At 72.4% G+C, this 23,725-nt stretch carries 18 protein-coding genes and 1 pseudogene; 13 read left to right on the top strand and 6 right to left on the bottom strand.

Going from position 1 to position 23,725, the window contains the following annotated elements; all coding sequences use genetic code 11:
- The first annotated feature begins 279 nt into the window (after positions 1-279).
- The 6 genes from Q3Y56_RS17190 (at position 280) to Q3Y56_RS17215 (ending at position 6,662) form a co-directional block, all read left to right on the top strand.
- Positions 280-2,580, top strand: coding sequence for a VWA domain-containing protein (locus Q3Y56_RS17190; protein ID WP_304462793.1), 2,301 nt, complete (start codon positions 280-282; stop codon positions 2,578-2,580).
- A gap of 215 nt (positions 2,581-2,795) precedes the next feature.
- The gene (gene metG / locus Q3Y56_RS17195; RefSeq protein ID WP_304462794.1) at positions 2,796-4,526 is read left to right on the top strand and encodes a methionine--tRNA ligase; all 1,731 of its coding nucleotides are present in this window, start codon (positions 2,796-2,798) and stop codon (positions 4,524-4,526) included.
- A gap of 49 nt (positions 4,527-4,575) precedes the next feature.
- Positions 4,576-4,842, top strand: coding sequence for a hypothetical protein (locus Q3Y56_RS17200; protein WP_304462795.1), 267 nt, complete (start codon positions 4,576-4,578; stop codon positions 4,840-4,842).
- A complete protein-coding gene (locus tag Q3Y56_RS17205; RefSeq protein WP_304462796.1) occupies positions 4,839-5,234 on the top strand; it encodes a type II toxin-antitoxin system VapC family toxin in 396 nt (131 codons plus the stop codon). Before Q3Y56_RS17200 ends, Q3Y56_RS17205 begins: the two co-directional genes overlap by 4 nt.
- A gap of 96 nt (positions 5,235-5,330) precedes the next feature.
- Entirely contained in the window at positions 5,331-5,768 is a 438-nt protein-coding gene (locus Q3Y56_RS17210; protein WP_304462797.1) for a DNA-binding response regulator, read from the top strand.
- A 111-nt stretch (positions 5,769-5,879) separates the two neighbouring features.
- Entirely contained in the window at positions 5,880-6,662 is a 783-nt protein-coding gene (locus tag Q3Y56_RS17215) for a polysaccharide deacetylase family protein (protein ID WP_304462798.1), read from the top strand.
- A gap of 16 nt (positions 6,663-6,678) precedes the next feature.
- On the opposite strand, the gene Q3Y56_RS17220 is transcribed toward Q3Y56_RS17215, so the two are convergent.
- The gene (locus Q3Y56_RS17220; protein WP_304462799.1) at positions 6,679-7,575 is read right to left on the bottom strand and encodes a L,D-transpeptidase family protein; all 897 of its coding nucleotides are present in this window, start codon (positions 7,573-7,575) and stop codon (positions 6,679-6,681) included.
- 189 nt (positions 7,576-7,764) lie between these two features.
- Entirely contained in the window at positions 7,765-9,543 is a 1,779-nt protein-coding gene (gene aspS / locus Q3Y56_RS17225) for an aspartate--tRNA ligase (protein ID WP_304462800.1), read from the bottom strand.
- A 163-nt stretch (positions 9,544-9,706) separates the two neighbouring features.
- Between aspS and Q3Y56_RS17230 the strand changes: the two genes are divergently transcribed.
- Positions 9,707-11,917 (top strand): SpoIIE family protein phosphatase, encoded by a 2,211-nt coding sequence (locus Q3Y56_RS17230; protein WP_304462801.1) that lies wholly within the window; start codon positions 9,707-9,709, stop codon positions 11,915-11,917.
- A gap of 64 nt (positions 11,918-11,981) precedes the next feature.
- Here Q3Y56_RS17230 and Q3Y56_RS17235 read toward each other — a convergent pair whose 3' ends face one another.
- Positions 11,982-13,106 carry an AI-2E family transporter gene (locus Q3Y56_RS17235; RefSeq protein WP_304462802.1) on the bottom strand — a complete coding sequence of 375 codons (1,125 nt, stop codon included), beginning with the start codon at positions 13,104-13,106 and terminating at the stop codon, positions 11,982-11,984.
- 216 nt (positions 13,107-13,322) lie between these two features.
- Positions 13,323-14,276, bottom strand: a complete 954-nt coding sequence (locus tag Q3Y56_RS17240; protein ID WP_304462803.1) for a pirin family protein — start codon at positions 14,274-14,276, stop codon at positions 13,323-13,325.
- A gap of 181 nt (positions 14,277-14,457) precedes the next feature.
- Here Q3Y56_RS17240 and Q3Y56_RS17245 point away from each other — a divergent pair, with 181 nt between their 5' ends.
- Both Q3Y56_RS17245 and Q3Y56_RS17250 read left to right on the top strand, forming a co-directional pair.
- Positions 14,458-15,330: a class I SAM-dependent methyltransferase gene (locus Q3Y56_RS17245; RefSeq protein ID WP_304462804.1), complete on the top strand. Its 873-nt coding sequence runs from the start codon at positions 14,458-14,460 to the stop codon at positions 15,328-15,330.
- Complete coding sequence (locus Q3Y56_RS17250) at positions 15,330-15,974, top strand: TetR/AcrR family transcriptional regulator (RefSeq protein WP_304462805.1); 645 nt, start codon at positions 15,330-15,332, stop codon at positions 15,972-15,974. Before Q3Y56_RS17245 ends, Q3Y56_RS17250 begins: the two co-directional genes overlap by 1 nt.
- Positions 15,975-16,032: 58 nt before the next feature.
- Here Q3Y56_RS17250 and Q3Y56_RS17255 read toward each other — a convergent pair whose 3' ends face one another.
- Together Q3Y56_RS17255 and Q3Y56_RS17260 are read right to left on the bottom strand one after the other, a co-directional pair.
- On the bottom strand, positions 16,033-16,512 hold the full coding sequence (locus Q3Y56_RS17255) for an SseB family protein (protein WP_304462806.1): 480 nt from the start codon (positions 16,510-16,512) through the stop codon (positions 16,033-16,035).
- Between the two features lie 34 nt (positions 16,513-16,546).
- Positions 16,547-17,317: pseudogene (locus Q3Y56_RS17260) on the bottom strand (RNA-guided endonuclease InsQ/TnpB family protein).
- Between the two features lie 169 nt (positions 17,318-17,486).
- Between Q3Y56_RS17260 and Q3Y56_RS17265 the strand changes: the two are divergent.
- From Q3Y56_RS17265 to Q3Y56_RS17280, 4 genes are all read left to right on the top strand, one after another.
- Positions 17,487-19,313, top strand: coding sequence for an acyl-CoA dehydrogenase (locus tag Q3Y56_RS17265; protein WP_304462807.1), 1,827 nt, complete (start codon positions 17,487-17,489; stop codon positions 19,311-19,313).
- Between the two features lie 122 nt (positions 19,314-19,435).
- Positions 19,436-20,728 carry a M18 family aminopeptidase gene (locus Q3Y56_RS17270; RefSeq protein WP_304462808.1) on the top strand — a complete coding sequence of 431 codons (1,293 nt, stop codon included), beginning with the start codon at positions 19,436-19,438 and terminating at the stop codon, positions 20,726-20,728.
- 1 nt (position 20,729) lies between these two features.
- Entirely contained in the window at positions 20,730-22,820 is a 2,091-nt protein-coding gene (locus Q3Y56_RS17275; RefSeq protein ID WP_304462809.1) for a BTAD domain-containing putative transcriptional regulator, read from the top strand.
- 119 nt (positions 22,821-22,939) lie between these two features.
- Positions 22,940-23,662 (top strand): DUF4232 domain-containing protein, encoded by a 723-nt coding sequence (locus tag Q3Y56_RS17280; protein WP_304462810.1) that lies wholly within the window; start codon positions 22,940-22,942, stop codon positions 23,660-23,662.
- Positions 23,663-23,725: the final 63 nt, after the last annotated feature.

Consider the following 23,725-nt stretch of genomic DNA (forward strand, 5'->3'; position numbering starts at 1 on the left):
GCCGCGTGAACCGGGAGTGAACGCCGGGAAACCGAAAGCGATGCGCCGCGGACGGACGGCGCGGCGCGCGGTGCGCGAGCGGCGCGGAAGACCGCCCCGAACCCGGCGAACCCCGCCCCGCGAGCCCGCTAGCCTTTCCGCACGCGCGCCACGTTCGCCACGCGCGCATCACCGACACACGTGAGAGGTTCTCCCATGGGCATACGGGACCTGCTGCGCAATGTTTTCGGCCGCTCCCGATCGAAGCGGGACGAAACAGCCGTGTCGGATACGGAGGTTATGGCAGGGCGGGCGGAGTCGACGGAGCGCGAGGAGCCGACGTCGGCGACGGCGACGACGTCGACGTCTGCGTCTGCGTCTGGGTCTGCGCCTGCACCGTCGTCGGCGTCGCGTTCGGCGCGGCACGAGGAGTCGGCGGCGACGTCGCGGTCGGCGCCGAAGGAGGAGCCGACGCCGCCGGCCGGGGAGCGCGAGGCCACGCCGAAGGCGGCCGACGCGGGGGCGTCCGCCGCTGCCGGGACGGCCGACGCGGAGACGACAACCAGCGCAGGACCGGCGGACGCCGGGACGACGGACGCGGGTACGGCGGACGCGGGTACGGCGGCCACTGCCGGAACGGTCGGCACGAGGGCGGAGACCGCGATCGGGACCCTCGACGCGGGCACGACGGCCGCGACCGGGACGGCCGACGCGGGCACGTTGGCCTCGGCCGGGACGGCCGACGCGGGACCGTACGACGGCAGTCGGCCAGGCGACATGGACGGCGGCAGTCCGACGGGCGACGCCGTGCGGCCGGAACGGGCCGCAGGCCCGGTCGACGAGCCGGTCGACGAGCCGGACGGCCCCACCCTGGACGACCCGGCCTTCACCAAGCCGCTCAAGACGCTGGACGAGCTGCTGGAATCCCCGGCCCCGGCCGAGGCGAACGCCCCGTCGGAGCACCCGGAGCCGGCACCCGCCACGGCGGCGACCACGGCCGGAACCGTCCCACCAGCCCGGGAACCGGAACCGGAGGCCGCCGCGGAGACGCCCGAACCGACGGAGCGCGGCGAAGCGCGGCCGGAGCCCGGCGAGTCGGCGACCCCGGCTGTCACGGATCCCGAGGCAAGGCCCGCCGCCGAGGCGGAGCCTGAGGGCGAGCCGACGACCACGGAGTCGGCGACGGCCGAGGGCGCCGCGTCCGAGCGCAAGCCGGAGGCGGCCGCCGAGACGCGGCCCGCCGAAGCGGCGGAGCCGACCACGTCGACTGATCCCGCCGAAGTCCGGACGGGACTCGGCGAGTCGGCAGACCTGGCCACTGCGGACTCCCCGGCGGAGCCCGCGAGCGAGCCGGCGGCGGAGACGGCCGAGGCCGTGGAGGTTGTACCGGACGCCGCCGATCCGGCGGATGCGCCCACCGAGGATGTCCTGGCCCAGCCGGAGGCGGAATCCGAGGCCGCCGACGGGGCGAACTCCGGCGAGACCACCGCGACCGGCGACGAGGCCCGGCTGGAGCCCACCACCGAAGACCGGCCGGAGACCGCCGCGGTCTCCGAGGCCGGTCCGGGAGTCACCCCTGAGCCCAAGGCCGCGGCCCCGGCCGCGGACGGTGGCGCCGCCGCCGAGCCCGCGGCGGAACCCACCACCGCGACCCAGCCCGCCCCGGAGGCGACTCCCGCGCCGGAAACGGCCGGCGAGCCCGAGCCCGCACCGACAGCCTCGCCCGAGAGGGCGCCCGCCCCGGCCCCCGCGCCGGAAGCGGCCGGCGAGCCCGAGCCCGCACCGGCAACCGCGCCGGAAGCGGCGCCCACCCCGGTACCCGCGCCGGAGGCGGCCCCGGCGGCCGAGCCCAAGGCGACCGAGGCGTCGTCGGACCCGGCGGCTGCCCCCTCGCTGCGGAAGGTCGAGACCCACGCGCCCGCGCTCGTCAGTCTCTACAAGGCCGCCGCGGACACCCTCGGCAAGCACGGCCTCGCCGGGCAGCGGGCGGCCGTGTACCTCGTCCTCGACCGCTCCGGGTCGATGCGCCGCTACTACAAGGACGGCACCGTCCAGCACCTCGCCGAGCAGGCGCTCGCCCTCTCCGCGAACCTCGACGACGACGGCACGGTCCCGGTCGTCTTCTTCTCCACCGACGTCGACGGCACGGCCGACCTCGACCTCACCAACCACAGCGGCCGCATCGCGGAACTCCACGCCTCCCTCGGGCACATGGGCCGTACGAACTACCACTGGGCAATCGCCGCCGTGGTCGAGCACTACAAGAAGTCCGGCACCGAGGACCCCGCGTTCGTGATCTTCCAGACCGACGGCGCGCCCACCAGCAAGCCCGCGGCCGAGAAGGCGCTGTGCGAGGCGGCGGGGCTGCCGATCTTCTGGCAGTTCGTCGGCTTCGGCGACCCGGACGCGAAGGGCTTCGACTTCCTGCGCAAGCTGGACGACCTGGCCGTACCGGAGAAGCGCGTGATCGACAACGCGGGCTTCTTCCACGCCGGTCCGGAGCCGCGCGAGGTGGCGGACGCCGAGCTGTACCGGGAGCTGATGGCGGAGTTCCCCGAGTGGCTGCGGGAGGCCCGCAACGCCGGGATCGTCAAGGACTGACGGACTGACGGATCAGGACGGGATCGTCCGGGCTGACGAACCAGCCCGGCGGAGGGGTGCCGCGCACAGTGCGGCACCCCTCCGCCGTTCCCGGCCCAAGTCGTAAAACGCGTCGCCGCTGGCCCGCGCCGCTCGGATACGATATGGGCGGCTCGCAGAGCAAACCCGCAGAGCGAGCGACGTCACGCACCGTATCGAACTGGGAGCAGCCTGTAATGGCTCGACACCTCATCACCAGCGCCCTTCCCTACATCAACGGGATCAAGCACCTGGGCAACATGGTGGGGTCCATGCTCCCGGCCGACGTCTACGCCCGCTATATGCGCCAGCGCGGGCACGACGTCCTCTACATCTGCGCGACCGACGAGCACGGCACCCCCGCCGAGCTGGCCGCCAAGGAAGCCGGGCTGCCGGTCGAGCAGTACTGCGCCGAGCAGCACGACGCGCAGAAGGCGATCTACGAGGGCTTCAGCCTGGCCTTCGACCACTTCGGCCGCAGTTCCTCGCCGGAGAACGTGGAGATCACCCAGACCATCGCGCGCGAGCTGAAGGCCAACGGCTTCATCGAGGAGCGGGCGATCCGCCAGGTCTACTCGGTGGCCGACGGCCGCTTCCTGCCCGACCGCTACATCGAGGGCACCTGCCCGCACTGCGGCTACGAGCGGGCCCGCGGCGACCAGTGCGAGAACTGCACCCGCACCCTGGACCCCACGGACCTGGTGAACCCCCGCTCGGCCATCAGCGGCAGCACCGAGCTGGAGGTGCGCGAGACCAAGCACCTGTTCCTGCTCCAGTCCAAGCTGGCCCACGAGGTCGAGGCATGGGTGGAGGAGCACGGCAAGGACTGGCCGACGCTGTCGTACTCCATCGCCCGCAAGTGGCTCAGCGAGGGCCTCCAGGACCGCGCGATCACCCGCGACCTGGACTGGGGGGTGCCGGTCCCGGCCGACACGTGGCCGGAGCTGGCCGCCGAGGGCAAGGTCTTCTACGTCTGGTTCGACGCGCCGCTCGAGTACGTCGGCGCCACCAAGGAGTGGGCCGGTGCCGCCGCCGACGGCGAGGTGCGGGACTGGAAGTCCTGGTGGTACGACGCGGACGCCACGGTCCGGTACACCCAGTTCATGGGCAAGGACAACGTCCCCTTCCACACCGTGATGTTCCCGGCGACGCTGCTGGGCACCCGCGACAAGTGGAAGAAGGTCGACTACGTCAAGTCCTTCAACTGGCTCAACTACTACGGCGGAAAGTTCTCCACGTCCCAGAAGCGCGGCGTCTTCACGGACGCCGCCCTGGAGCTGCTGCCCGCCGACTACTGGCGCTACTTCCTGGTGTCGAACTCCCCGGAGTCCGACGACGTCTCCTTCACCTGGGAGCACTTCGCCGCGACCGTCAACAAGGACCTCGCCGACACCCTCGGCAACTTCGTCAACCGCGTGCTGTCCTTCTCGCGCAAGCGCTTCGGCGACGAGGTGCCCGCGGGCAAGGAGGCCGGCGAGGCGGAGGCGAAGCTGGGCGAGGAGATCGCCCGCCTGCTCGCGGAGTACGAGGGCCACATGGACGCCCTCCAGTTCCGCAAGGCCGCGGCCTCGCTGCGCGCCCTGTGGAGCGCGGGCAACGCCTACCTGGAGGAGAAGGCGCCCTGGCTGGAGATCAAGACCGACCAGGACGGCGCGGCGCTGACCCTGCGGACCGCGATGAACCTGATCCACCTGTACGCGGTGGTCTCCGAGCCGTTCATCCCGACGTCGGCGGCGGCCATGCGGTCGGCGTTCGCGCTGACCGGCGACACGGCGGCCTGGGTCTCCCAGGAGCAGGCCAAGTCCCTGGCCTCGGTCCCGGCGGGCACGGCCTTCACGGTCCCGCCGGTCCTCTTCGCAAAGATCACGGAGGAGGACCTGGAGGGCTACCGGGAGCGCTTCGGCGGCACGGAGGAGCCGACGGCGTAACCGGCAGGTTCGCATCGCACAGAGCCACCATGCATGCAATACTGCATGCATGGTGGCTCTGCAGATTCGTGACGTACCCGAAGACCTCCGTGACCGCCTGTCCGCCATAGCGAGAGAACGCGGCCAGTCCCTCCAGGCCTACCTCCTGGACGTCGTGAGCGATGAGGTCCGCCGCCGTGACAACCTGGCCGTCCTGGAGCGGTTCTCCGGCAGGCGGTACGGCACCACGCTCACCGAGAACGACGTCCTGGGTGTGCTGCGGAGCGAGCGCGCGGCCCGCGATTCCGCGCTCGGCGTGCCGGGAGATGACGCGTGATCGTCGTGGACGCCTCCGTCTTCGCGTTCTCCTTGCTCGACGAAGGCGGCACGGGTGACCGATGCAGGACCGCGCTCGCCGCGGACGACCGCTGGATCGCACCGCAGCACTGGACCATCGAAGTGATGTCGGTGATCCGGGGAAACCTCCTGGGCGGCAAGATCTCCCGCCCGCAGGCGGATGACGCGGTGGCGGCGCTGGCCCAGCTTGACCCGGTCGTCCCGCTCACTCGCGTGCTGATCCCTCGGATCTGGCAGCTCCGCGGCAACCTCACCGCCTACGACGCCGCCTACGTGGCCGCCGCCGAGGCGTACGAATGCCCCCTACTCACCACCGACGCCCGTCTGTCTCGTGCTTCCGGTGTTCGCTGCGCGGTGGAAGTGCTCAGCTGACGCCCGTCGACCTCGTTGAGCCGTCGGCAAGGGATCGTTTACCCCCCTCACCGACCCTGTGTACTCCGCGAACCACAGGGAAAACGAGGAACCCACGTGCCCGCAAGACGCGTCACGGTGACGGTCCACGGCCCCGACCCGCTCTCGCGGGCCGGGGTCGTCCGTCATCTCCAGAGGGAACCCACCGTCGAACTCATCGACCGGCCGCGGCCGTTCGGCGGTGAGCCGCTCGGGGCGGTGGCCGTCATGCTCGCCGAGCGGCTGGACGCCAGGGCCGGGGCGGAGCTGCGGCGGCTGGTGCGCGGTGGGGCGCAGCCCGTGGTGCTGGTGGCCGGGGAGCTGCGGGAGGCGGACCTGATGGTGGTGGTGGAGTACGGCGTACGGGCCGTGCTCTGGCAGCACCGGACGACGCCCCGGCGGCTGCTGCGCGCCGTGCACCGGGTGGCGCGGGGGGACCGCTCGGCGCCGTACGCGGTGGACCGGGAGCTCGGCGACCTCCCCGGCCCGGGTGCGGACCCGTACGCCCCTTCCTGACCCGTGACACATCGCACATGGCCGGAAGTAAACGGCGGACCCCGTCCCTCCGTCTTTCTGTCCGTCCATCCGTTCGCCCACCGGCGCTTCCGCCGAAAGTGAGCTGTGTCCATGGTGAGCAAGAAGTCGGTGGTCCGCCGGACGGCATCCACCGCCGCCGTACTGGCGGTCGCGGCCGTGACGCTGGCGCTGACGCTGGGGGGCTGTTCGTCGATGGACACCACCTCGCCGAAGAGCGCCCGGGATGACGCCGGTTCCGAGGCTGACGGCAAGTTCGGCTCCGTCGACTGCCGCAAGGCCAAGTGCATAGCGCTCACCTTCGACGCCGGGCCCGGCGAGGACACCCCGCAGCTGCTGGACACGTTGAAGAAGGAGAAGGTGCCCGCGACCTTCTTCCTGCTCGGCAAGAACCACGTCCTCAAGTACCCCGACGTCGTACGCCGCATCGCGCGCGAGGGGCACGAGGTGGCCAACCACACCTGGACGCACCAGGTGCTGACGGATCTCGACGCCGACGAGATACGCGAGGAGCTGGGCCGCACCCAGGACGCCATCAAGAAGATCACCGGCCGCAAGCCCGTCCTGATGCGCCCGCCCCAGGGCCGCGTCGACGACGAGGTCACCAAGGTCAGCAAGGAACTCGGGCTCTCCCAGGTCCTGTGGAGCGTCACCGCCAAGGACTACAAGACCACCGACTCCGAGCTGATCAAGAAGCGGGTGCTCGACCAGGCGGGCCAGGACGGGATCATCCTGCTGCACGACATCTACGCCGGCACGGTGCCCGCCGTCCCCGGGATCATCGCCGAGCTGAAGAAGCGCGGGTACACCTTCGTGACGGTGCCGCAGTTGCTCGCCCCGGCCGAGCCGAAGCCGGGCGAGGTCTACCGGCCGTAATCGGCCATCCGCCGCGTCAGCGGGCCAGGTACCGCGCGTCGCCCATCACCACGACCGGGTGCCGGTCCGGGTCCAGCGTCCGCAGCAGCCGTTCCATGTGCTGTAGCGAGAGGCTGACGCAGCCGTGCGTGGGACCGTCGTGGTCCACGTGGATCCAGATGCCGCCGCCCTTCTTCGCGCCCAGCGGCCGGGTCCAGTCCAGCGGTGAGGTGCCGGCGACGCGGTTGTAGTTGATGGCGATCACATAGTCGAAGGCCCCGGCCAGCGGCTCGCCCTCGAAGTCGACGCCGGTGGCGATGAAGCCGGCCGAGTGGTCGTACGGCAGCTTCGTACCGGGATCGGGGCGCAGCCCGCCCGCGTCGGTGAGGCCGAAGACGCCCCTCGGCGAGCGCAGATCGCCCAGGCGGTGGTGGTCGGTCCAGCCGCGCAGCGCGTTGTGGGCGGGCCAGGCGGGGCCGGCCTGCCAGCCCGCCGCGGTGCGCTCGTACAGCACGACGGTGGACCGGGAGGAGTGGCGGCCCGCGCCGGTCACCACCACCACCTGGCGCGCGTCGCGGGGCACGCGGGCCCGGGTCCGCGGGCCGAGGCCCGGCAGCTCCGCCGGGAGCCGGCCGGGGCGGGTCAGGGCGAGGTCCGGGCGGGGGCGCGGCCCCGCGGCGGCCGGGGCCCCACCGGGGCCGGTGGCGTGGGCCCTGCCCGGCCGGTCGTCCGGGGCCTTGCCGTCACCGGAGGCCCGGGCCCGACCCGGCCCGGCTACCGGAGCCTTGCCGTCGCCCGCCCGCCGCGCCTCGCCCTCACCCGCGCCCGGCGTGTCCGGCGTCTCCCGCGGGCTCGCGTAACCGACCAGCACGCCCATGAACAGCAGCGCCGCGGCCGCCAGGACGCGGAACCTCAGGGGTCGGCGAGCGGGCATCAGGCGGTCCTCCCGGACGGATGTCGAGCGGTGTCGGAGGGGGGCGGAGCGGTGTCGGAGGGGGGCAGGGTCTGACTCCACTCTCAGCCTGGCGGCTGTCGCACGCCCGCCGCGACACGGCAAAGGACCCCGGCCCAACCGGGCCGGGGTCCTCCGAACGCGTGTCCGACCGCTACCGCGGTCCGACGGCTACTTCTCCGCCTGCTTGATCTGCACCGGCTTGCGCAGCGACAGGTGCAGTTCCTTCCAGCGCGCCTCGTCGACCTCGCTCGGGGCGCCCATCAGCAGGTCCTGCGCGTTGCCGTTGAGCGGGAACGCGATCGTCTCGCGGATGTTCGGCTCGTCGGCCAGCAGCATCACGATGCGGTCGACGCCCGGCGCGATGCCGCCGTGCGGCGGGGCGCCGAACTTGAACGCGCGCAGCATGCCGCCGAACTCGCTCTCGACCTCTTCCTTCGAGTAGCCCGCGATGCCGAACGCCTTGTACATGATGTCCGGCTCGTGGTTCCGGATCGCGCCGGAGGACAGCTCGACGCCGTTGCAGACGATGTCGTACTGCCAGGCCAGGATGTCCAGCGGGTCCTGGGTCTCCAGCGCCTCCAGGCCGCCCTGCGGCATGGAGAACGGGTTGTGCGAGAACTCGATCTGGCCGGTGTCCTCGTTCTTCTCGAACATCGGGAAGTCGACGATCCAGCAGAAGCGGAAGACGTTCTCCTCGAAGTGGCCGGCGCGCTTGGCGGCCTCGACGCGCACCGCGCCCATGATCTTGGAGACCTCGTCGAACTCGCCGGCGCCGAAGAAGACCGCGCCGCCCGGCTTGAGGCCCAGCGCCTCGGTGAGCGCCGCCACGTCGTCCTCGGTGAGGAACTTGGCGATCGGGCCGGTCAGCGCGCCGTCGTCGCCGACGCGGACCCAGGCCAGGCCCTTCGCGCCGTGCTCGACCGCGAACTCACCCATCTGGTCGAAGAACTTGCGCGGCTGGTCGGCGGTGTCCGGCACGGCCAGGGCGCGCACGTGCTTGTCGGCGAACGCCTTGAAGCCCGAGCCCGCGAAGACGTCCGAGACGTCCACCAGCTCCAGCTTGGCGCGCAGGTCCGGCTTGTCGGAGCCGTACTTCACCATCGCCTCGCGGAACGGGATGCGCGGGAACGGCGAGGTGACGTGGCGGCCGCCGCCGAACTCCTCGAAGAGGTCGGTCATGACCTTCTCGATGACCTGGAAGACGTCCTCCTGCTCGACGAAGGACATCTCCATGTCGAGCTGGTAGAACTCGCCCGGCGAGCGGTCGGCGCGGGCGTCCTCGTCGCGGAAGCACGGCGCGATCTGGAAGTAGCGGTCGAAGCCCGCGATCATCAGCAGCTGCTTGAACTGCTGCGGGGCCTGCGGCAGCGCGTAGAACTTGCCGGGGTGCAGCCGCGACGGCACGAGGAAGTCGCGGGCGCCCTCGGGCGAGGTCGCGGACAGGATCGGGGTGGCCAGCTCGTGGAAGCCGAGCGCGGTCATCTCGCGGCGGAGCGCGGCGATGACCTGGGAGCGCAGGATGATGTTGCGGTGCATGCGCTCGCGGCGCAGGTCCAGGAAGCGGTACTCCAGGCGCCGCTCCTCGTTGACGCCGTCGTCCGTGTTGATCGTGAACGGGATCTGGTCGGCGGCGCCCAGCACCTCGACCTCGGCGACCTCGACCTCGATCTCGCCGGTGGGCAGGTCGGGGTTGACGTTGTCGGCGCCCCGGCTGACGACCCTGCCGTCGATCCGGACGACGGTCTCCTTGGTGAGGTGGCTCAGCGCCTCGTTGGCGGGGGTGCCGGGACGGGCGACGAGCTGGACCAGACCGTAGTGGTCGCGGAGATCGATGAAGAGGATGCCGCCCAGATCACGCCGATTGTGCAGCCAGCCGGAGAGGCGCACGTCGGTGTCGACGTCAGCGGCGCGGAGCTCGCCGCAGGTGTGGGACCGGTACCGATGCATCGTTCATCCAAGTCGTCTGGTCGGAGGGCGGTGGACACCCGCTGGGTGCGTGGGCACCCGCTGGAGCTGGAGAGGCGGGATACACGCTGTAGGCCACCCGCAAGGGTACCGGCGTCCCGCCTCTCACTGGTAAGGCTGTGGCAAATGCTCATAAGGTAGTGCAATGCGCACCGAGGACGTCCTGGCCGCCGTCGCCACCGGCCTGTGGCGCTGGGACGGTGCCTCGGAGTGCGTCACCCTCGACGCCGAGGCCGCCCGGCTGATCGGGCTGCCCGCCGAGCCGACCGTACTGGGCGAGTCGGCCATCCGCGCCCGTTTCCACCCGGTGGACTGGGTCGGGGTCCAGGCCGTCGCCGAGCTCGCGATAGCCGAGGGCACCCTGGCGGAGGCCCGGCTGCGGGTGGTGGACGGGCGCGGCACCGTGCTGCGGACCATACGCACCCGGTGCCGGCTGACGACCACCGCGGCCGGCGACCAGCAGCTCGTCGGCACCTTCCAGGAGGTCGCGGGGCCGCAACCGGGCGCCGGGGCGGCCCGGCCCGGCACCGGGGCCGGCCGGCCCGGCGGCGAGACCTGGGCGGGCACCGACGAGTGGCGGCGCGGCCGGGAGGCGTTCCTGCTGGACGCGGGCCGGGCGCTCGCCGAGGCGGTCTCGACCACCGAGGTGCTGCGGGTGGTCTCCGGCCTGTCCATGCCGGGCTTCGAGCCGTCGGGGATGGCCGTCCTGGGCGCCGACGGCGACCGGATCACGATCATCGGGCACCACGGGCACCGGCCGGAGGACGAGAAGCCGTTCCTGGACCTGAGGGTGGACGGCGACCATCCGCCCGCCGAGGTGATCCGTACCGGGCGGGCGGTCTATCTGCCGACCCCGGAGGAGTACCGGCGGCGCTTCCCGGCCGCCTTCCGGCTCACCGAGCGGTTCAAGCGCCGCTCCTGGGCCTTTCTGCCGCTGACCGTCGCGGGCCACACCATGGGCGCCTGGATGGCGGCGTTCAACCATCCGGTGGCGTTCAGCCCGGACGAGCGCTCGGTGCTCGGCACGGTCGCCCGGATGCTCGCCCAGGCGCTGTCCCGCGCCCACCTGCACGACACGGAGCGCGCGCTGTCCGACGGGCTCCAGCGCACCATGCTGCCCGCCGCCAAGCCCGACATACCCGGGCTCTCGGTGGCCGCGCGCTATGTGCCGACCGGCGGCGGGCTCCAGGTGGGCGGCGACTGGTACGACGTGATCGACCTGCCGTCGGGGCGTACGGCCCTGGTCATCGGCGACGTACAGGGCCACGACGTGCGGGCGGCCGGGCTGATGGGCCAGCTGCGGATCGCGCTGCGCGCGTACGCCGCCGAGGGCCACCACCCGGACGCCGTGCTCTCCCGGGCCTCCCGCTTCCTGGCCGGCCTGGTCGACGGGTCGGGGCAGCAGGCGGCGGGCGCGTACGACGCCCCGGACGCGTACGCCCCGCACGCCTACGCCCCGGACAGGTACGGCCCGGACGCCTACGACCCGCGCTTCGCGACCTGCCTGTACGCCGAGGTGGACCCGGTGGCGGGGACCCTCGACATCGCCCGCGCGGGCCACTGCGACCCGGCGGTACGGCTCGCCGACGGCACGCTGATGACGCGGCCCACCGCGGGCGGGCTGCCGCTGGGGATCGACCCCGACGCCGACTATCCGACGACGCGGATCGTGCTCGACCCGGGCGAGACGCTGCTGCTGTGCACCGACGGCCTGATCGAGACCGGCGGGCACGACCTGGACAGCGGCTGGGCGCGGATCCGCGAGGTCTGCGAGGCGCACCCGGCCGACAGCCCCGGCGGCCTGGAGGGCCTGGCCGACGCCCTGGTCCAGGCCGTGCACGGCCCCGCCTCCCACCACACCACCGGCCCGCTCGCCGACCGCCGCGAGGACGACATCGCGCTGCTGCTGATCAGCCGGGACGCGGAGGTGTGCGTCGTGGGGGCGCGGTCGGCGCCGCTGCGGCGTACGGCGATGACGGTCGCCCAGGCCCAGCCGGAGCGGATCGCCGACGGCCGCGAGCAGGTGCGCCAGCTCCTCCACGACTGGCTGGACCCCGACCAGGTCGAGTCGGCCGTGCTGCTGGTCTCCGAGCTGATCACCAACGTCCTGGTGCACACCGACGGCGACGCGCTGATGCTCGCCGAGATCAGCGGCAAGCGCGGCGCGCGCCGCTTCCGCCTGGACGTGGCGGACGACAGCGACGAACTCCCCCACCGCCGCCGGCCCGGCGAACTGGCCTCCTCGGGCCGCGGCCTGTGGCTGCTGGAGATGCTCGCCGACACGTGGGGCGTGGACCCGCGGGGCACGGGCAAGTGCATCTGGTTCGAGTTGCGGGAGGGCTCGCGGTCGGCCTAGCCCCGGGCGGGGGCCGGCCCGGGGCCGGGGCCAGCCCGGGGCCGGGGCCAGCCCGGGGCCGTCGTCAGCCGGGGCCGTCGTCAGCCGGGGCACCCTGGCCCGCAGCACTCGCCTCGTACATCGAGCGCAGCTCGGACAGCACCCCGAAGGCCGCCGCGGCCAGCGGGACGGCCAGCAGCATGCCGAGGATGCCGGCGACACTGGCACCGGCGGTGATCGTGATCATGACGAGCGCGGGGTGCATCTGCACCGTCCGGCTCTGCACCACCGGCTGGAGCACATGCCCCTCGATCACCTGCACCGCCAGCACCACCCCCAGCGTCCACGCGGCGATGTCGAGACCGCCGTCGGCCAGCGCCACGAGCACCGCGACGGTCCCGGAGAGGAACGCTCCCAGGTACGGGATGTACGCGCCGACGAAGACGAGCGCGGCCAGCCCCGCCGCGCCCGGCACGCCCAGGACCAGCAGCCCGATCCCGATGAGCACGGCGTCGATGAGCGCGATGATCGTCGTACCGCGCATGAAGCCCTCGACGGCCGCGAAGGCGCGGCGGCCCATGGCCTCCAGGTGGTGGCCGCGCCCGGTCGGGGCGAGGGAGTGGAGCACGGCGGCCGCCTTGTACGAGTCGCGCAGGAAGAAGAAGGTCAGGAACAGCGCCAGCACCGAGATGGCGATCATCTCGCCGAGGATGCTGATGCCCTGCAACACGCCCAGGGCCGCCGTCCCGCCGAACCTGCTGCCCAGCTCCTTGACGTTGGAGGCGATGTCGTCGACGGAGCTGCCCGCCGTACCGAAGTGGTCGGACAGCTTCCGCGCCGCGTCCTTGATCGCGGCGAGGATCTCGTCGCCGGTGTCGATCAGCGCGGTGACCACGATGTATCCGGCGCCGCCGACGACGGCGACCAGGGCGAGGCAGGTCAGCCCGGCGGCCAGCGAGCGGTGCACGCGCATCCGCACCAGCCGCCGGTGCAGCGGGCCGAGCAGCGCGGTGCCCAGCAGGGCGAGCAGGACGGGCGTCACGGCCGCCTTCACCTGCGCGCAGAGCCAGACCCCGACGCCGCCGACACCGGCGACGAGCAGCACCACGACGCACCAGGCCGCCAGCCGGCGGGCCCCGTCCGGCAGGAGCCGACGGTTCGGCGTCTGGTCGGCGCCCGTCTGATCGGTGCCGGTCTGATCGGTGCCCACACAGCTCACCCCACCACGCGCCCACCGGGCCTGCGCGCCCGGCGCCCCCGACGGGGTGACTCTCCGTCAGCCGACTGTCTGGGGGCGCCCCGGGCGGTGAGCCTTGGGGTGTCGCCGGGCGGGCCTTGGGGTGGCCCCGGCCGGTGAGCCTTGGGGTGTCGCCGGGCGGGCCTTGGGGTGGCCCCGGCCGGTGAGCCTTGGGGTGGCCCCGGCCGGTTACTCCGCGTCGGCGGGGATCGTGCCGAGGCGCCCGGCCTGGAAGTCCTCGAAGGCCTGCGCCAGCTCGGCATGCGTGTTCATGACGAACGGTCCGTAGTGCATCATCGGCTCGCGGATCGGCCGCCCGCCGAGCAGCACGACCTCGAAGTTCGGGCTGCGCGACTCCTGGCCCTCGTCGGCCCGTACGGTCAGCGCGTCGCCCGCTCCGAAGACCACCGTCTGACCCGTCCGGAAGGGCCGCCCCTCCGCGCCCGCGGTGCCCCGGCCGGCCAGCGCGTACGCCAGGCCGTTGAAGTCCGCGCGCCACGGGAGCGTCACTTCCGCGCCGGGGTTCACGGACACGTGCAGCATCGTGATCGGCGTGTGCGTGACGCCCGGTCCCCGGTGGCCGTCGATCTCACCCGCGATCAGCCGCAGCAGCGCGCCGCCGTCGGCCGACGTCAGCAGCTTGACCCGGCCGCCGCCGATGTCCTGGTAGCGCGGCGGCATCATCTTGTCCTTCTTCGGCAGGTTCACCCACAGCTGGAGGCCGTGGAAGAGCCCGCCGCTGACCACCAGGGACTCCGGCGGCGCCTCGATGTGCAGCAGTCCGGAGCCCGCGGTCATCCACTGGGTGTCGCCGCCGTTGATCGTGCCGCCGCCCCCGTGCGAGTCGCGGTGCACGAAGGTGCCGTCGATGAGGTACGTGACGGTCTCGAACCCGCGATGCGGGTGCCACGGGGTGCCCTTGGCCTCGCCCGGCGCGTACTCCACCTCGCCCATCTGATCCATCATGATGAACGGGTCGAGGTGCTGGTAGTCGATTCCGGCGAACGCCCGCCGCACCGGAAAGCCCTCGCCTTCGAAGCCGCCGGGAGCGGTGGCGACCCCCAGCACCGGGCGCTGCCGGGCCCCCTCGGGCGCCGCGACGCGGGGCAGCGTCAGCGGATTGTCAATGGTCACTGCTGGCATGACGGCCTCCTCGGTCGTTCAGGATTCAACTTAGTTGAACGGTGAACCACCCGCAAGAGGGCCTTATTCCGCCACTCACCCTTGACGGACCGCGCCGTCGGCGCGCATGATGAACATGCGTTCATGAACGCATGTTCATGAACGCATGTTCATTACCGTGCGACCGGAGAGGAAGGGTTCGATGAGCCGCATCGTCAACACCCAGCAGGCCGAGGCATGGAACGGATACGAGGGCGAGCACTGGGCCGCCCACGACGACCGCTACGACGCCGTGAACAGCGGATTCAACGACGTCCTGCTCGACGCCGCCGCCCTCGGCGAGCGGGACCGGGTGCTCGACATCGGCTGCGGAAACGGCCAGCTGACCCGGCTGGCCGCCCGCCGCGCCCCGCTCGGGCAGGCCCTCGGGGTCGACCTGTCGGCTCCCATGCTCGCCACGGCGCGGGCCCGCGCGGCCGAGGAGGGCGTGCCCAACGTGGCCTTCGCGCAGGACGACGTCCAGGTCCGCGCCTTCCCGGACGGCGGGTTCGACGCGGCCGTCAGCCGGTTCGGGGTGATGTTCTTCGCCGATCCCGTGGCCGCGTTCACCAACGTCGCCCGCGCGCTGCGCCCCGGCGGGCGGCTGGCGTTCCTGTGCCTGACGGCACTCGACGGCACCGACCTGGGGACCGTCCTGGACGCGATGAGCGCCCACGTGCCGCGGCCCACCGGACCGGACGGCACCGGCCCGACCTCGTTCGCGGACCCCGCCCGCGTCCGCACCGTCCTCGCCGCCGCCGGTTTCGCGGACGTCCGGTGCACCCGCGTCGAAGCCGACCAGATCTGGGGGCGGGACGTGGCGGACGCGGCCGCGTTCCTCGGCGACTGGGGACCGGTCGCCCACCACCTGCGGCAGGCCGGGCCGGACGCCGCGGCCCGGGCCCGGCAGGCGCTCGCCGACGCCCTGCGGCCCTACGCCCACCCCGACGCCGTCCGGACGCGCGGCACGGCGTGGCTGGTCACGGCCGGGCGCCCGACGGGCGGTGAGCAGCCACGCCACTACGATGCGGGGTGATGTCCCCCAGAAAAGCCGCGGTGCTGCGCTACAGCGGCGGCGACCACGACCTGCGACACCACCTGATCGCCACCGCCGAGCGCCTGATCGCCGAGCGCGGGGGCCTCGGGCTGACGGTGCGCGCGATCGCCCGCGAGGCCGGGGTCGCCGACGGAGTGCTGTACAACCACTTCGCCGACAAGGAAGAACTGCTGGCTCACGCGCTGCGCGCCCACGTGCGGACCGTGGAGGCGGGCCTCGGCGGCCTGCCCGAGCCCGGCAGCGGCACCGTCGAGGCCAACCTGCGCGCGCACATCGGCTACGGCCTCGCCCTGCACCGGGGCATCCTGCCCGCCTTCGCCGGACTGCTGGCTCATCCCAAGGTGCTCGCCGGTTTCGCCGGCCTGGCCGAGCCCGGCGGCGACTGGCGCGACCGACTGACCGGCTACCTGCGCGCGGAACGCGACCTGGGGCGGCTCGCCCCCGGCGCCCGAGTGGAGTCGGCGGCGGCGATGATCGTCGGCGTCTGCCACGAGACGGTCCTGTCGCTGCTGTTCCAGGGAGCCGGAACGCCGACGGCACCGCCACTCGGCCCGGAGGCCGTCGACGACCTGGTCACCGCCGTACTCGACGGCATCGGCCGCACCGGCGACCGCGCCGGCTGACCGCTCTCCGTACGACGACCACGCCCCGTACGGGCGACCACTACCCGTACGGCGACCGCTATCCGTACATCCGGCGCATCACGAACTCGACCATCTGCTCCACGGCCTTCGCGTCGAAGACCATCCGGTGGTCGCCCTCCATGTCCAGGACGAAGCCGTACCCGGTGGGCAGCAGGTCGATCACCTCGGCGCCGGTGATCACGAAGTACTTCGACTCCTTGCCCGCGTAGGACCGCAGCTCCTTGAGCGAGGTGAACATCGGGATCACCGGCTGCTGGGTGTTGTGCAGCGCCAGGAAGCCCGGGTTCTCCCCGCGCGGGCAGTAGACCTTGGAGGTCGCGAAGATCTGCTGGAAGTCCTCGGCCGCCATCGAGCCGGTGGTGAAGGCGCGCACCGCGTCGGCCAGCGAGGGCGGCGACGGTTCGGGGTACAGCGGCTGCTCACCGTAGCCGCCGCCCGGCGTCTGCGGCTGCTGCGGCGGTGGCGGCGGAGCCGCGTAACCCTGTCCCGCGCCCGCGTTCTGGTCGTAGCCGTACATGCCCAGAAGCGTACTGATTGACGTGCTCCCTGGTCTAAAGGCCAGGGATTCCTGCCACGATCGGCTGACCGCCTCGGTGACTTCCTGCTTCAACGCGCTGTGCCGGGACTCTCGCCCTGGTCATACCCGCGCTCTGCGAGGCGTTTAGCGTCTCCGCCCGTCCGGCGGCGACGATGCGACGTCCTTCGAAGAGGACGTTGCGTGCTGCGTTGTGATCGCGGTCATGCTCGGTACCGCACTCGCCACACGCCCACCGGCGCACGCGGAGGGGCTTGGGACCGTCCCGGTGCCCGCAGGCCGAGCACACCTGGGAGGACGGCAACGCCCGGTCCACCTTGGCGAAGGTCCGGCCGTGCTTGGCAGCCTTGTACTGCCGAGATCTATCCCGGTATCGGTCCCCACCTCGGGAAGGATCTCGGGCTCGCTGTCGACGACGAACGACGCCCAGTACCGGTCAGCGGCATCCCTCGTGATCGTGACGCTCGTGGGCGTCGCTGGCAACATGCGAGACCAGCGCACGCGCAGGTCTCCGACCTTGGCCACATACAACCGTCCGTTGCCGCGCAGGCTGAAGCCGTTGGCGGTGAGCCGGATCGACTGCCGCCGGTCCTTACGGGACTTGAACCGGGGCGGAGCGATCTTCGGTCCCTTGCGCTTTCCCGTCACGGAGGCGAAGAAGTTCCGGTAGGCGGTGTGCAGGTCCCAGCCCGTCGTTGAAGAACACGCGGGCGCACCCGAACGCCTGGGCCAGCGCACGGCGCTGGGCAGGCTCGGGGTACACACGGAACCCATACCGGAGCCGCATATCCATGCAGCCTGGGCGCATAGATATACATTGTCCAGGATCTCAACGCAAGCTCGGTCACAGTTCACCGGTTGAGGGTTGCCTCTTATTACCCACGGGTAGCATCATGGTGATTACCGATTGGATTGTCTAAGAGGTCCCTCCTCCCGAGCCTTACGGAGCCGTCGCCATGGGGCACTACAAGTCGAATCTCCGCGACATCGAGTTCAACCTCTTCGAGGTGCTCGGCCGCGACAAGCTGTACGGCACCGGCCCGTTCGCCGAGATGGACGTCGAGACCGCCAAGAGCATCCTTGAGGAGATCGCCCGCCTCGCGGAGAACGACCTCGCCGAGTCCTACGCCGACGCCGACCGCAACCCGCCGGTCTTCGACCCGGAGACCAACACCGCCCCGATCCCGGCCTCGTTCAAGAAGAGCTACCAGGCCTTCATGGACTCCGAGTACTGGCGTCTGGGCCTGCCCGAGGAGATCGGCGGCACCACCTCGCCGCGCTCCCTGATCTGGGCCTACGCGGAGCTGCTGCTCGGCTCCAACCCGGCGATCTGGATGTACTCCTCGGGCCCGGCGTTCGCCGGCATCCTCTTCGAGGAGGGCAACGACGCGCAGAAGAAGATCGCCCAGGTCGCCGTCGAGAAGCAGTGGGGCTCCACCATGGTCCTCACCGAGCCGGACGCCGGCTCGGACGTGGGCGCAGGCCGCACCAAGGCCATCCAGCAGGAGGACGGCTCCTGGCACATCGAGGGCGTGAAGCGCTTCATCACCTCGGGTGAGCACGACATGTCGGAGAACATCCTCCACTACGTGCTGGCCCGTCCCGAGGGCCACGGCCCGGGCACCAAGGGTCTCTCCCTCTTCCTGGTGCCGAAGTTCCACTTCGACTGGGAGACCGGCGAGCTGGGCGAGCGCAACGGCGTCTACGCCACCAACGTCGAGCACAAGATGGGCCTCAAGGCGTCCAACACCTGCGAGATGACCTTCGGCGACAAGCACCCCGCCAAGGGCTGGCTGATCGGCGACAAGCACGACGGCATCCGCCAGATGTTCCGCATCATCGAGTTCGCCCGCATGATGGTCGGCACGAAGGCGATCTCCACCCTGTCGACGGGCTACCTCAACGCCCTCGAGTACGCCAAGGAGCGCGTCCAGGGCTCCGACCTGTCGCAGTTCATGGACAAGACCGCGCCCAAGGTCACCATCACCCACCACCCGGACGTGCGCCGCTCCCTGATGACGCAGAAGGCGTACGCGGAGGGCATGCGCGCCCTGGTGCTGTACACCGCCTCGGTCCAGGACGCGATCGCCGTCAAGGAGGCCGCGGGCGAGGACGCCAAGGCGCTGGAGGGCCTCAACGACCTGCTGCTGCCCATCGTCAAGGGCTACGGCTCGGAGAAGGCGTACGAGCAGCTGGCCCAGTCGCTGCAGACCTTCGGCGGCTCCGGCTACCTCCAGGAGTACCCGGTCGAGCAGTACATCCGGGACGCCAAGATCGACACCCTTTACGAGGGCACCACCGCCATCCAGGGCCAGGACTTCTTCTTCCGGAAGATCGTCCGCGACCAGGGCCAGGCGCTGACCATCCTGTCCGAGGAGATCAAGAAGTTCCTGGCCGAGGCACACGGCGGCGAGGAGCTGGCCGACGCCCGCGACGCGCTGGCCCGTGGCGCGGTCGACCTGGAAGCGATCGTCGGCGCCATGCTGACCGACCTCGCCGCCACCGAGAAGGACGTCAAGTCCATCTACAAGGTCGGCCTGAACACCACCCGCCTGCTGCTGGCCTCCGGTGACGTGGTCGTCGCCTACCTGCTCCTCAAGGGCGCCGCGATCGCCGCCGAGAAGCTCGCCGACGCCTCCGCCAAGGACAAGGCGTTCTACGCGGGCAAGATCGCGGCGGCGAAGTTCTTCGCCAAGGAGATCCTGCCGGGCCTCTCGGTGCAGCGCACGCTGGCCGAGTCCGTCGACCAGTCCCTGATGGAGCTGGACGAGGCCGCGTTCTAGTCACCGCCGTCCGCGCGACCACCGCGCCGGGGCCGCCTCCTCACCCAGGAGGCGGCCCCGGCCGCGTAAGCGGGGCCCGCGCATCAGGGCCGGAAGGACGGCCGCTCCTTATCCTGAAAGCTATGAGCTCTCCGTACCGCTTCGACCGCGGCCACACCGACGACCTGCTCTCCTTCCTCGCCGCCAGTCCGTCCCCGTACCACGCCGTGGCCAACGCCGCGGCGCGGCTGGAGAAGGCCGGTTTCCGGCAGGTCGAGGAGACCGACGAATGGGACGGCGGCACGGGCGGCCGGTACGTCCTGCGGGGCGGGGCGATCATCGCCTGGTACGTGCCCGAGGGCGCGACCCCGTCCACTCCGTACCGGATTGTCGGTGCTCACACCGACTCTCCCAATCTGCGCGTCAAGCCGATTCCCGACACCGCCGCGCACGGCTGGCGGCAGATCGCCGTCGAGGTGTACGGCGGCCCGCTGCTGAACACCTGGCTCGACCGCGACCTGGGCCTGTCCGGCCGCCTCTCGCTGCGTGACGGCGGCAGCCGCCTGGTCTCCGTCGACCGCCCGCTGCTGCGCGTGCCGCAGCTCGCCATCCACCTCGACCGGTCCGTCACCGCCGAGGGCCTCAAGCTCGACAAGCAGCGCCACATGACGCCCATCTGGGGCCTGGGCGAGCCGGACGAGGGCGACCTGATCCGCTTCCTCGCCGAGGAGAGCGGGCTGGACGCCGCGGACGTCACCGGCTGGGACCTGATGGTGCACAGCGTCGAGCCGCCCGCGTACCTGGGCCGGGACCGCGAGCTGGTCGCCGGGCCCCGGATGGACAACCTGCTGTCCGTACACGCCGGTACGGCGGCGCTGGCCGCCGTCTCCGCCCGCGACAGCCTGCCGTTCATCCCCGTCCTCGCCGCCTTCGACCACGAGGAGAACGGCAGCCAGTCCGACACCGGCGCCGACGGGCCGCTGCTCGGCAACGTGCTGGAGCGCTCGGTGTTCGCCCGCGGCGGCGCGTACGAGGACCGGGCGCGCGCGTTCGCCGGGACCGTCTGCCTCTCCTCCGACACCGGCCACGCCGTCCACCCCAACTACGCGGAACGGCACGAGCCCGGCCACCATCCGCTGCCCAACGCCGGCCCGATCCTCAAGGTCAACGTCAACCAGCGGTACGCCACCGACGGTGCGGGGCGCGCGGTGTTCGCCGCCGCCTGCGAGCGCGCCGGGGTGCCGTGGCAGACCTTCGTCTCGAACAACGCCATGCCCTGCGGCACGACCATCGGACCGATCACCGCCGCCCGGCACGGCATCGCCACCGTCGACATCGGTGCCGCGATCCTGTCCATGCACTCCGCCCGCGAGCTGTGCGGCGCGGAAGACCCGCACCTGCTCGCCACCGCGCTGGCCTCCTTCCTGGAGGGTTGATGTGGAGTTCGCACTGCTGGGCCCGGTCACCGTCGCCACCGGGCGGGGAGAGCTGCCGCTGGGCCCGCCCAAGCGGCGCAGCGTCCTGGCCATGCTGCTGCTGCAGCCCAACACGACGCTCTCCGTCGAGCAGTTGACCGCCTCCCTGTGGGAGGACGAGCCGCCCGCGCACGCCCGCACGGTCATCCAGGGGCATGTGTCCAAGCTGCGCGCCGCCCTCTCCGAGGGCGGCGCGGCGGAGTACGGCGTCGAACTGACCACGCACGGCTCGGCGTATCTGCTGCGGCTGCCCGAATCGCTGGTGGACGCGCACCGGTTCGGTGAACTGGCGGCGCTGGCCCGCCCCGAGACCGCCCCCGAGGACGCGGTCGGGCTGCTGCGCGAGGCGCTGTCCCTGTGGCGCGGCCCGGCGCTGACCGGCACCGTCTCCACCCCGCCGTTCGCCGCCGCGGCGCACGCGCTGGAGGAGCGGCGGCTCGCGGCCGTCACCGCGCTGGCGACCGCGTACGGAACCCTGGGCGAACACGACCGCGCGGCGGCGGCGCTGTCCCCGCAGGCCGTCGCGCACCCGCTGCGCGAGGGCCTGGTCGCGGCGCTGATGCTCGCGCTGTACCGGGCGGGGCGGCAGTCCGACGCGATCGAGTGGTACCACCGCACGCGCCGGATGCTCGCCGACGAACTGGGCGTCGACCCGGGCGAGCGCCTGCGCGACGCGTACGAGCACATCCTGGCGGGCGACCGGGTCGGGCGGCGAGGCGCGGCCGTGCCGCGCGCCCGTACCGGTCCCCGGCCGGGTACGGCTGACGGCGCCGGCGCCCGCGCCGCGGTCCGGGGCGCGCACGCGGCGGCCGCGGACGCGGCGGGCGCCGGTGTTGCCGGTGGTCCGGGTGCCGCTGGTGCTGCCGGGGCAGGCGGGGGGACCGGACCGGGCCCGCACGGGGCAGATGGCCACCGGGGTCGGGCCCATGGGCCCGACATCGGCGCGCAGGCCGCGGCCGAGCACCGGGGCGACTTCGGCACACAAACCACGGCGGAGCACCGGGTCGACGTCGGCGCGCAAGCCACCGCGGAGCACGAGGTCGAGGTCGGGGCGCAGATGCTGCCGCGGGCGCCCGCCGGGTTCTTCGGGCGAGGGGCGGAACTGGAGCGATTGACGCGGTTCGCGCTGCCCGGGGCCGTCACCGACAGCGCCGTCGTCCTGGTCACCGGCCCCGCCGGCGTCGGCAAGACCGCCCTCGCCGTGCGCTGGGCGCACGCGCACGCCCGCGCGTTCCCGCACGGTCGGCTCTTCGCCGACCTCCGCGGCTTCAGCGCGGGCCAGGAGGCCGAACCCGCCCAGGTGCTGCGGGACTTCCTGCTCGCGCTGGGCGTCGAGGCGGCCCGTATCCCGGAGTCGGTGGACGCCGCCGCCGCGCTGTACCGGTCGCTGTCGGCGCGCCGCGCCCTGCTGGTCGTACTGGACAACGCCCGCAGTTCCGCTCAGGTCCGGCCGCTGCTCCCGGTCGGTCCGCACTGCGTGACACTCGTGACCAGCCGCAGCAGGCTGGACGGGCTGGTCGCCACCGATTCGGCCCGTGCGGTGCCGCTGCGCGCGCTCGGCCCCGATGACGGAGTGGCGCTGCTGGGTGCCGTACTGGGGCCGGACCGGGTCGCCGAAGACCCCGTCGCCGCACAGGAGTTGGTCGGGTTGTGCAACGGTCTGCCGCTTGCGCTGCGGGCCGCGGCGGCGCAGCTCACCGCCCGCCCCCGCTGGCGGCTGGCCCGGCTGGCGGCGGCGCTGCGCGACGAACGCCGCCGGCTCGCGCTGCTGTCCGCGGAGGACACCGGCGTGGCGGCGGCGCTGCGCGCGTCCGTGGCACGGTTGTCGGCGGACGACGCGCGGCTGCTGGCCACCCTGGGCAGCAGCTTCGCCCGGGAGGTGGACGTGTCCGCGGTCGCCGAGATAGCCGGGTCGGATCCGGAGCTGACCCGGGACGGCCTGGGACGGCTCGCGGAGATGCACCTGATCGACGAAGAGGCCACCGACCGCTATGTGATGAGCGATCTGGTCAAGCTCTTCGCGCAGGACGAGGAGAAGGAGAACGGCCGTTAGGGCGAGGGGACGCTAGGCCGTTAGTGGGACGTTAGCGGGACGGCAACGGTACGGCAGCGGCGTGGGGGAAGCTCATATCCGTACCGAGGAACAGCACTCGCTTCCGGGGGGAATCCGCCATGAATGCCACCGCCGCCGACACCCGCCGCTCCCGCGTCCTGTGGAGTGCCGTCGCGCTGGCCGCCGCGGCCACGCTCACCCTCACTGCCTGCGGCTCCGACGAGGACGGGGTGAAGACGACGGGCACGGGGTCGTCGACCACGTCGGCCGCCTCGGGCAAGCAGGTGGACGAGGCGGCGTCCGACGGCGCGGGGACGGGCTCCAGCGGCGGGACCGGCTCCGGCGGGACGGCCGGCACCGGCGGCGCCAAGGAGCAGAACGCCTCCGACGGCAGCAAGCAGCCGGAGGCCGACGGCAAGACGGCGACCTGCACCACCGCCCAGGTGTCGCTCAAGGTCAGCGAGGCCAAGCGGCCGGTCAACCACCTGGTGCTCCAGGCCACCAACACCTCGAAGAGCGCCTGCAACGCCTACGGCTTCCCGTTCCTCGGGTTCAACGGCGACCAGGCCACCATGAGCGTCTTCGAGGACAGCAAGCCGCAGGCCGTCACGACCCTGGCGCCGGGCCGGACCGCCTACGCGGGCATCGCCTACGCCTCGGCGAGCGGCGAGGGCGACAACCCGCGCAAGGCCGCCAAGCTGCGGGTGTCCTTCGCGGGACCGAGCCAGGGCGGCAGCGTCGGCGGCACCGCGGAGCTGTCGCTGCCGCGCGCCCTGACGGTGGACGACTCCGCCAGCGTCACGTACTGGCAGAGCGACCTGAACGACGCCCTCACGTTCTGACCCGCCTCACATACGGATCCGTTTCCGCCCGTTGCCCCCCCTACAGGCGGAGCGGATCGGACG

Origin of the sequence: Streptomyces sp. XD-27 (genome assembly GCF_030553055.1) — a bacterium.
Lineage (GTDB): Bacteria > Actinomycetota > Actinomycetes > Streptomycetales > Streptomycetaceae > Streptomyces.

Coding starts and splice junctions, on each gene's coding strand:
- Q3Y56_RS17255 (WP_304462806.1), bottom strand. CDS start 16,512: ATGTACGGCTACGACCAGAACGCGGGCGCGGGACAGGGTTACGCGGCT.
- Q3Y56_RS17190 (WP_304462793.1), top strand. CDS start 280: ATGGCAGGGCGGGCGGAGTCGACGGAGCGCGAGGAGCCGACGTCGGCG.
- Q3Y56_RS17280 (WP_304462810.1), top strand. CDS start 22,940: ATGAATGCCACCGCCGCCGACACCCGCCGCTCCCGCGTCCTGTGGAGT.
- Q3Y56_RS17230 (WP_304462801.1), top strand. CDS start 9,707: ATGCGCACCGAGGACGTCCTGGCCGCCGTCGCCACCGGCCTGTGGCGC.
- metG (WP_304462794.1), top strand. CDS start 2,796: ATGGCTCGACACCTCATCACCAGCGCCCTTCCCTACATCAACGGGATC.
- Q3Y56_RS17200 (WP_304462795.1), top strand. CDS start 4,576: ATGGTGGCTCTGCAGATTCGTGACGTACCCGAAGACCTCCGTGACCGC.
- Q3Y56_RS17265 (WP_304462807.1), top strand. CDS start 17,487: ATGGGGCACTACAAGTCGAATCTCCGCGACATCGAGTTCAACCTCTTC.
- Q3Y56_RS17220 (WP_304462799.1), bottom strand. CDS start 7,575: ATGCCCGCTCGCCGACCCCTGAGGTTCCGCGTCCTGGCGGCCGCGGCG.
- Q3Y56_RS17250 (WP_304462805.1), top strand. CDS start 15,330: ATGTCCCCCAGAAAAGCCGCGGTGCTGCGCTACAGCGGCGGCGACCAC.
- Q3Y56_RS17245 (WP_304462804.1), top strand. CDS start 14,458: ATGAGCCGCATCGTCAACACCCAGCAGGCCGAGGCATGGAACGGATAC.
- Q3Y56_RS17215 (WP_304462798.1), top strand. CDS start 5,880: ATGGTGAGCAAGAAGTCGGTGGTCCGCCGGACGGCATCCACCGCCGCC.
- Q3Y56_RS17270 (WP_304462808.1), top strand. CDS start 19,436: ATGAGCTCTCCGTACCGCTTCGACCGCGGCCACACCGACGACCTGCTC.
- Q3Y56_RS17240 (WP_304462803.1), bottom strand. CDS start 14,276: ATGCCAGCAGTGACCATTGACAATCCGCTGACGCTGCCCCGCGTCGCG.
- aspS (WP_304462800.1), bottom strand. CDS start 9,543: ATGCATCGGTACCGGTCCCACACCTGCGGCGAGCTCCGCGCCGCTGAC.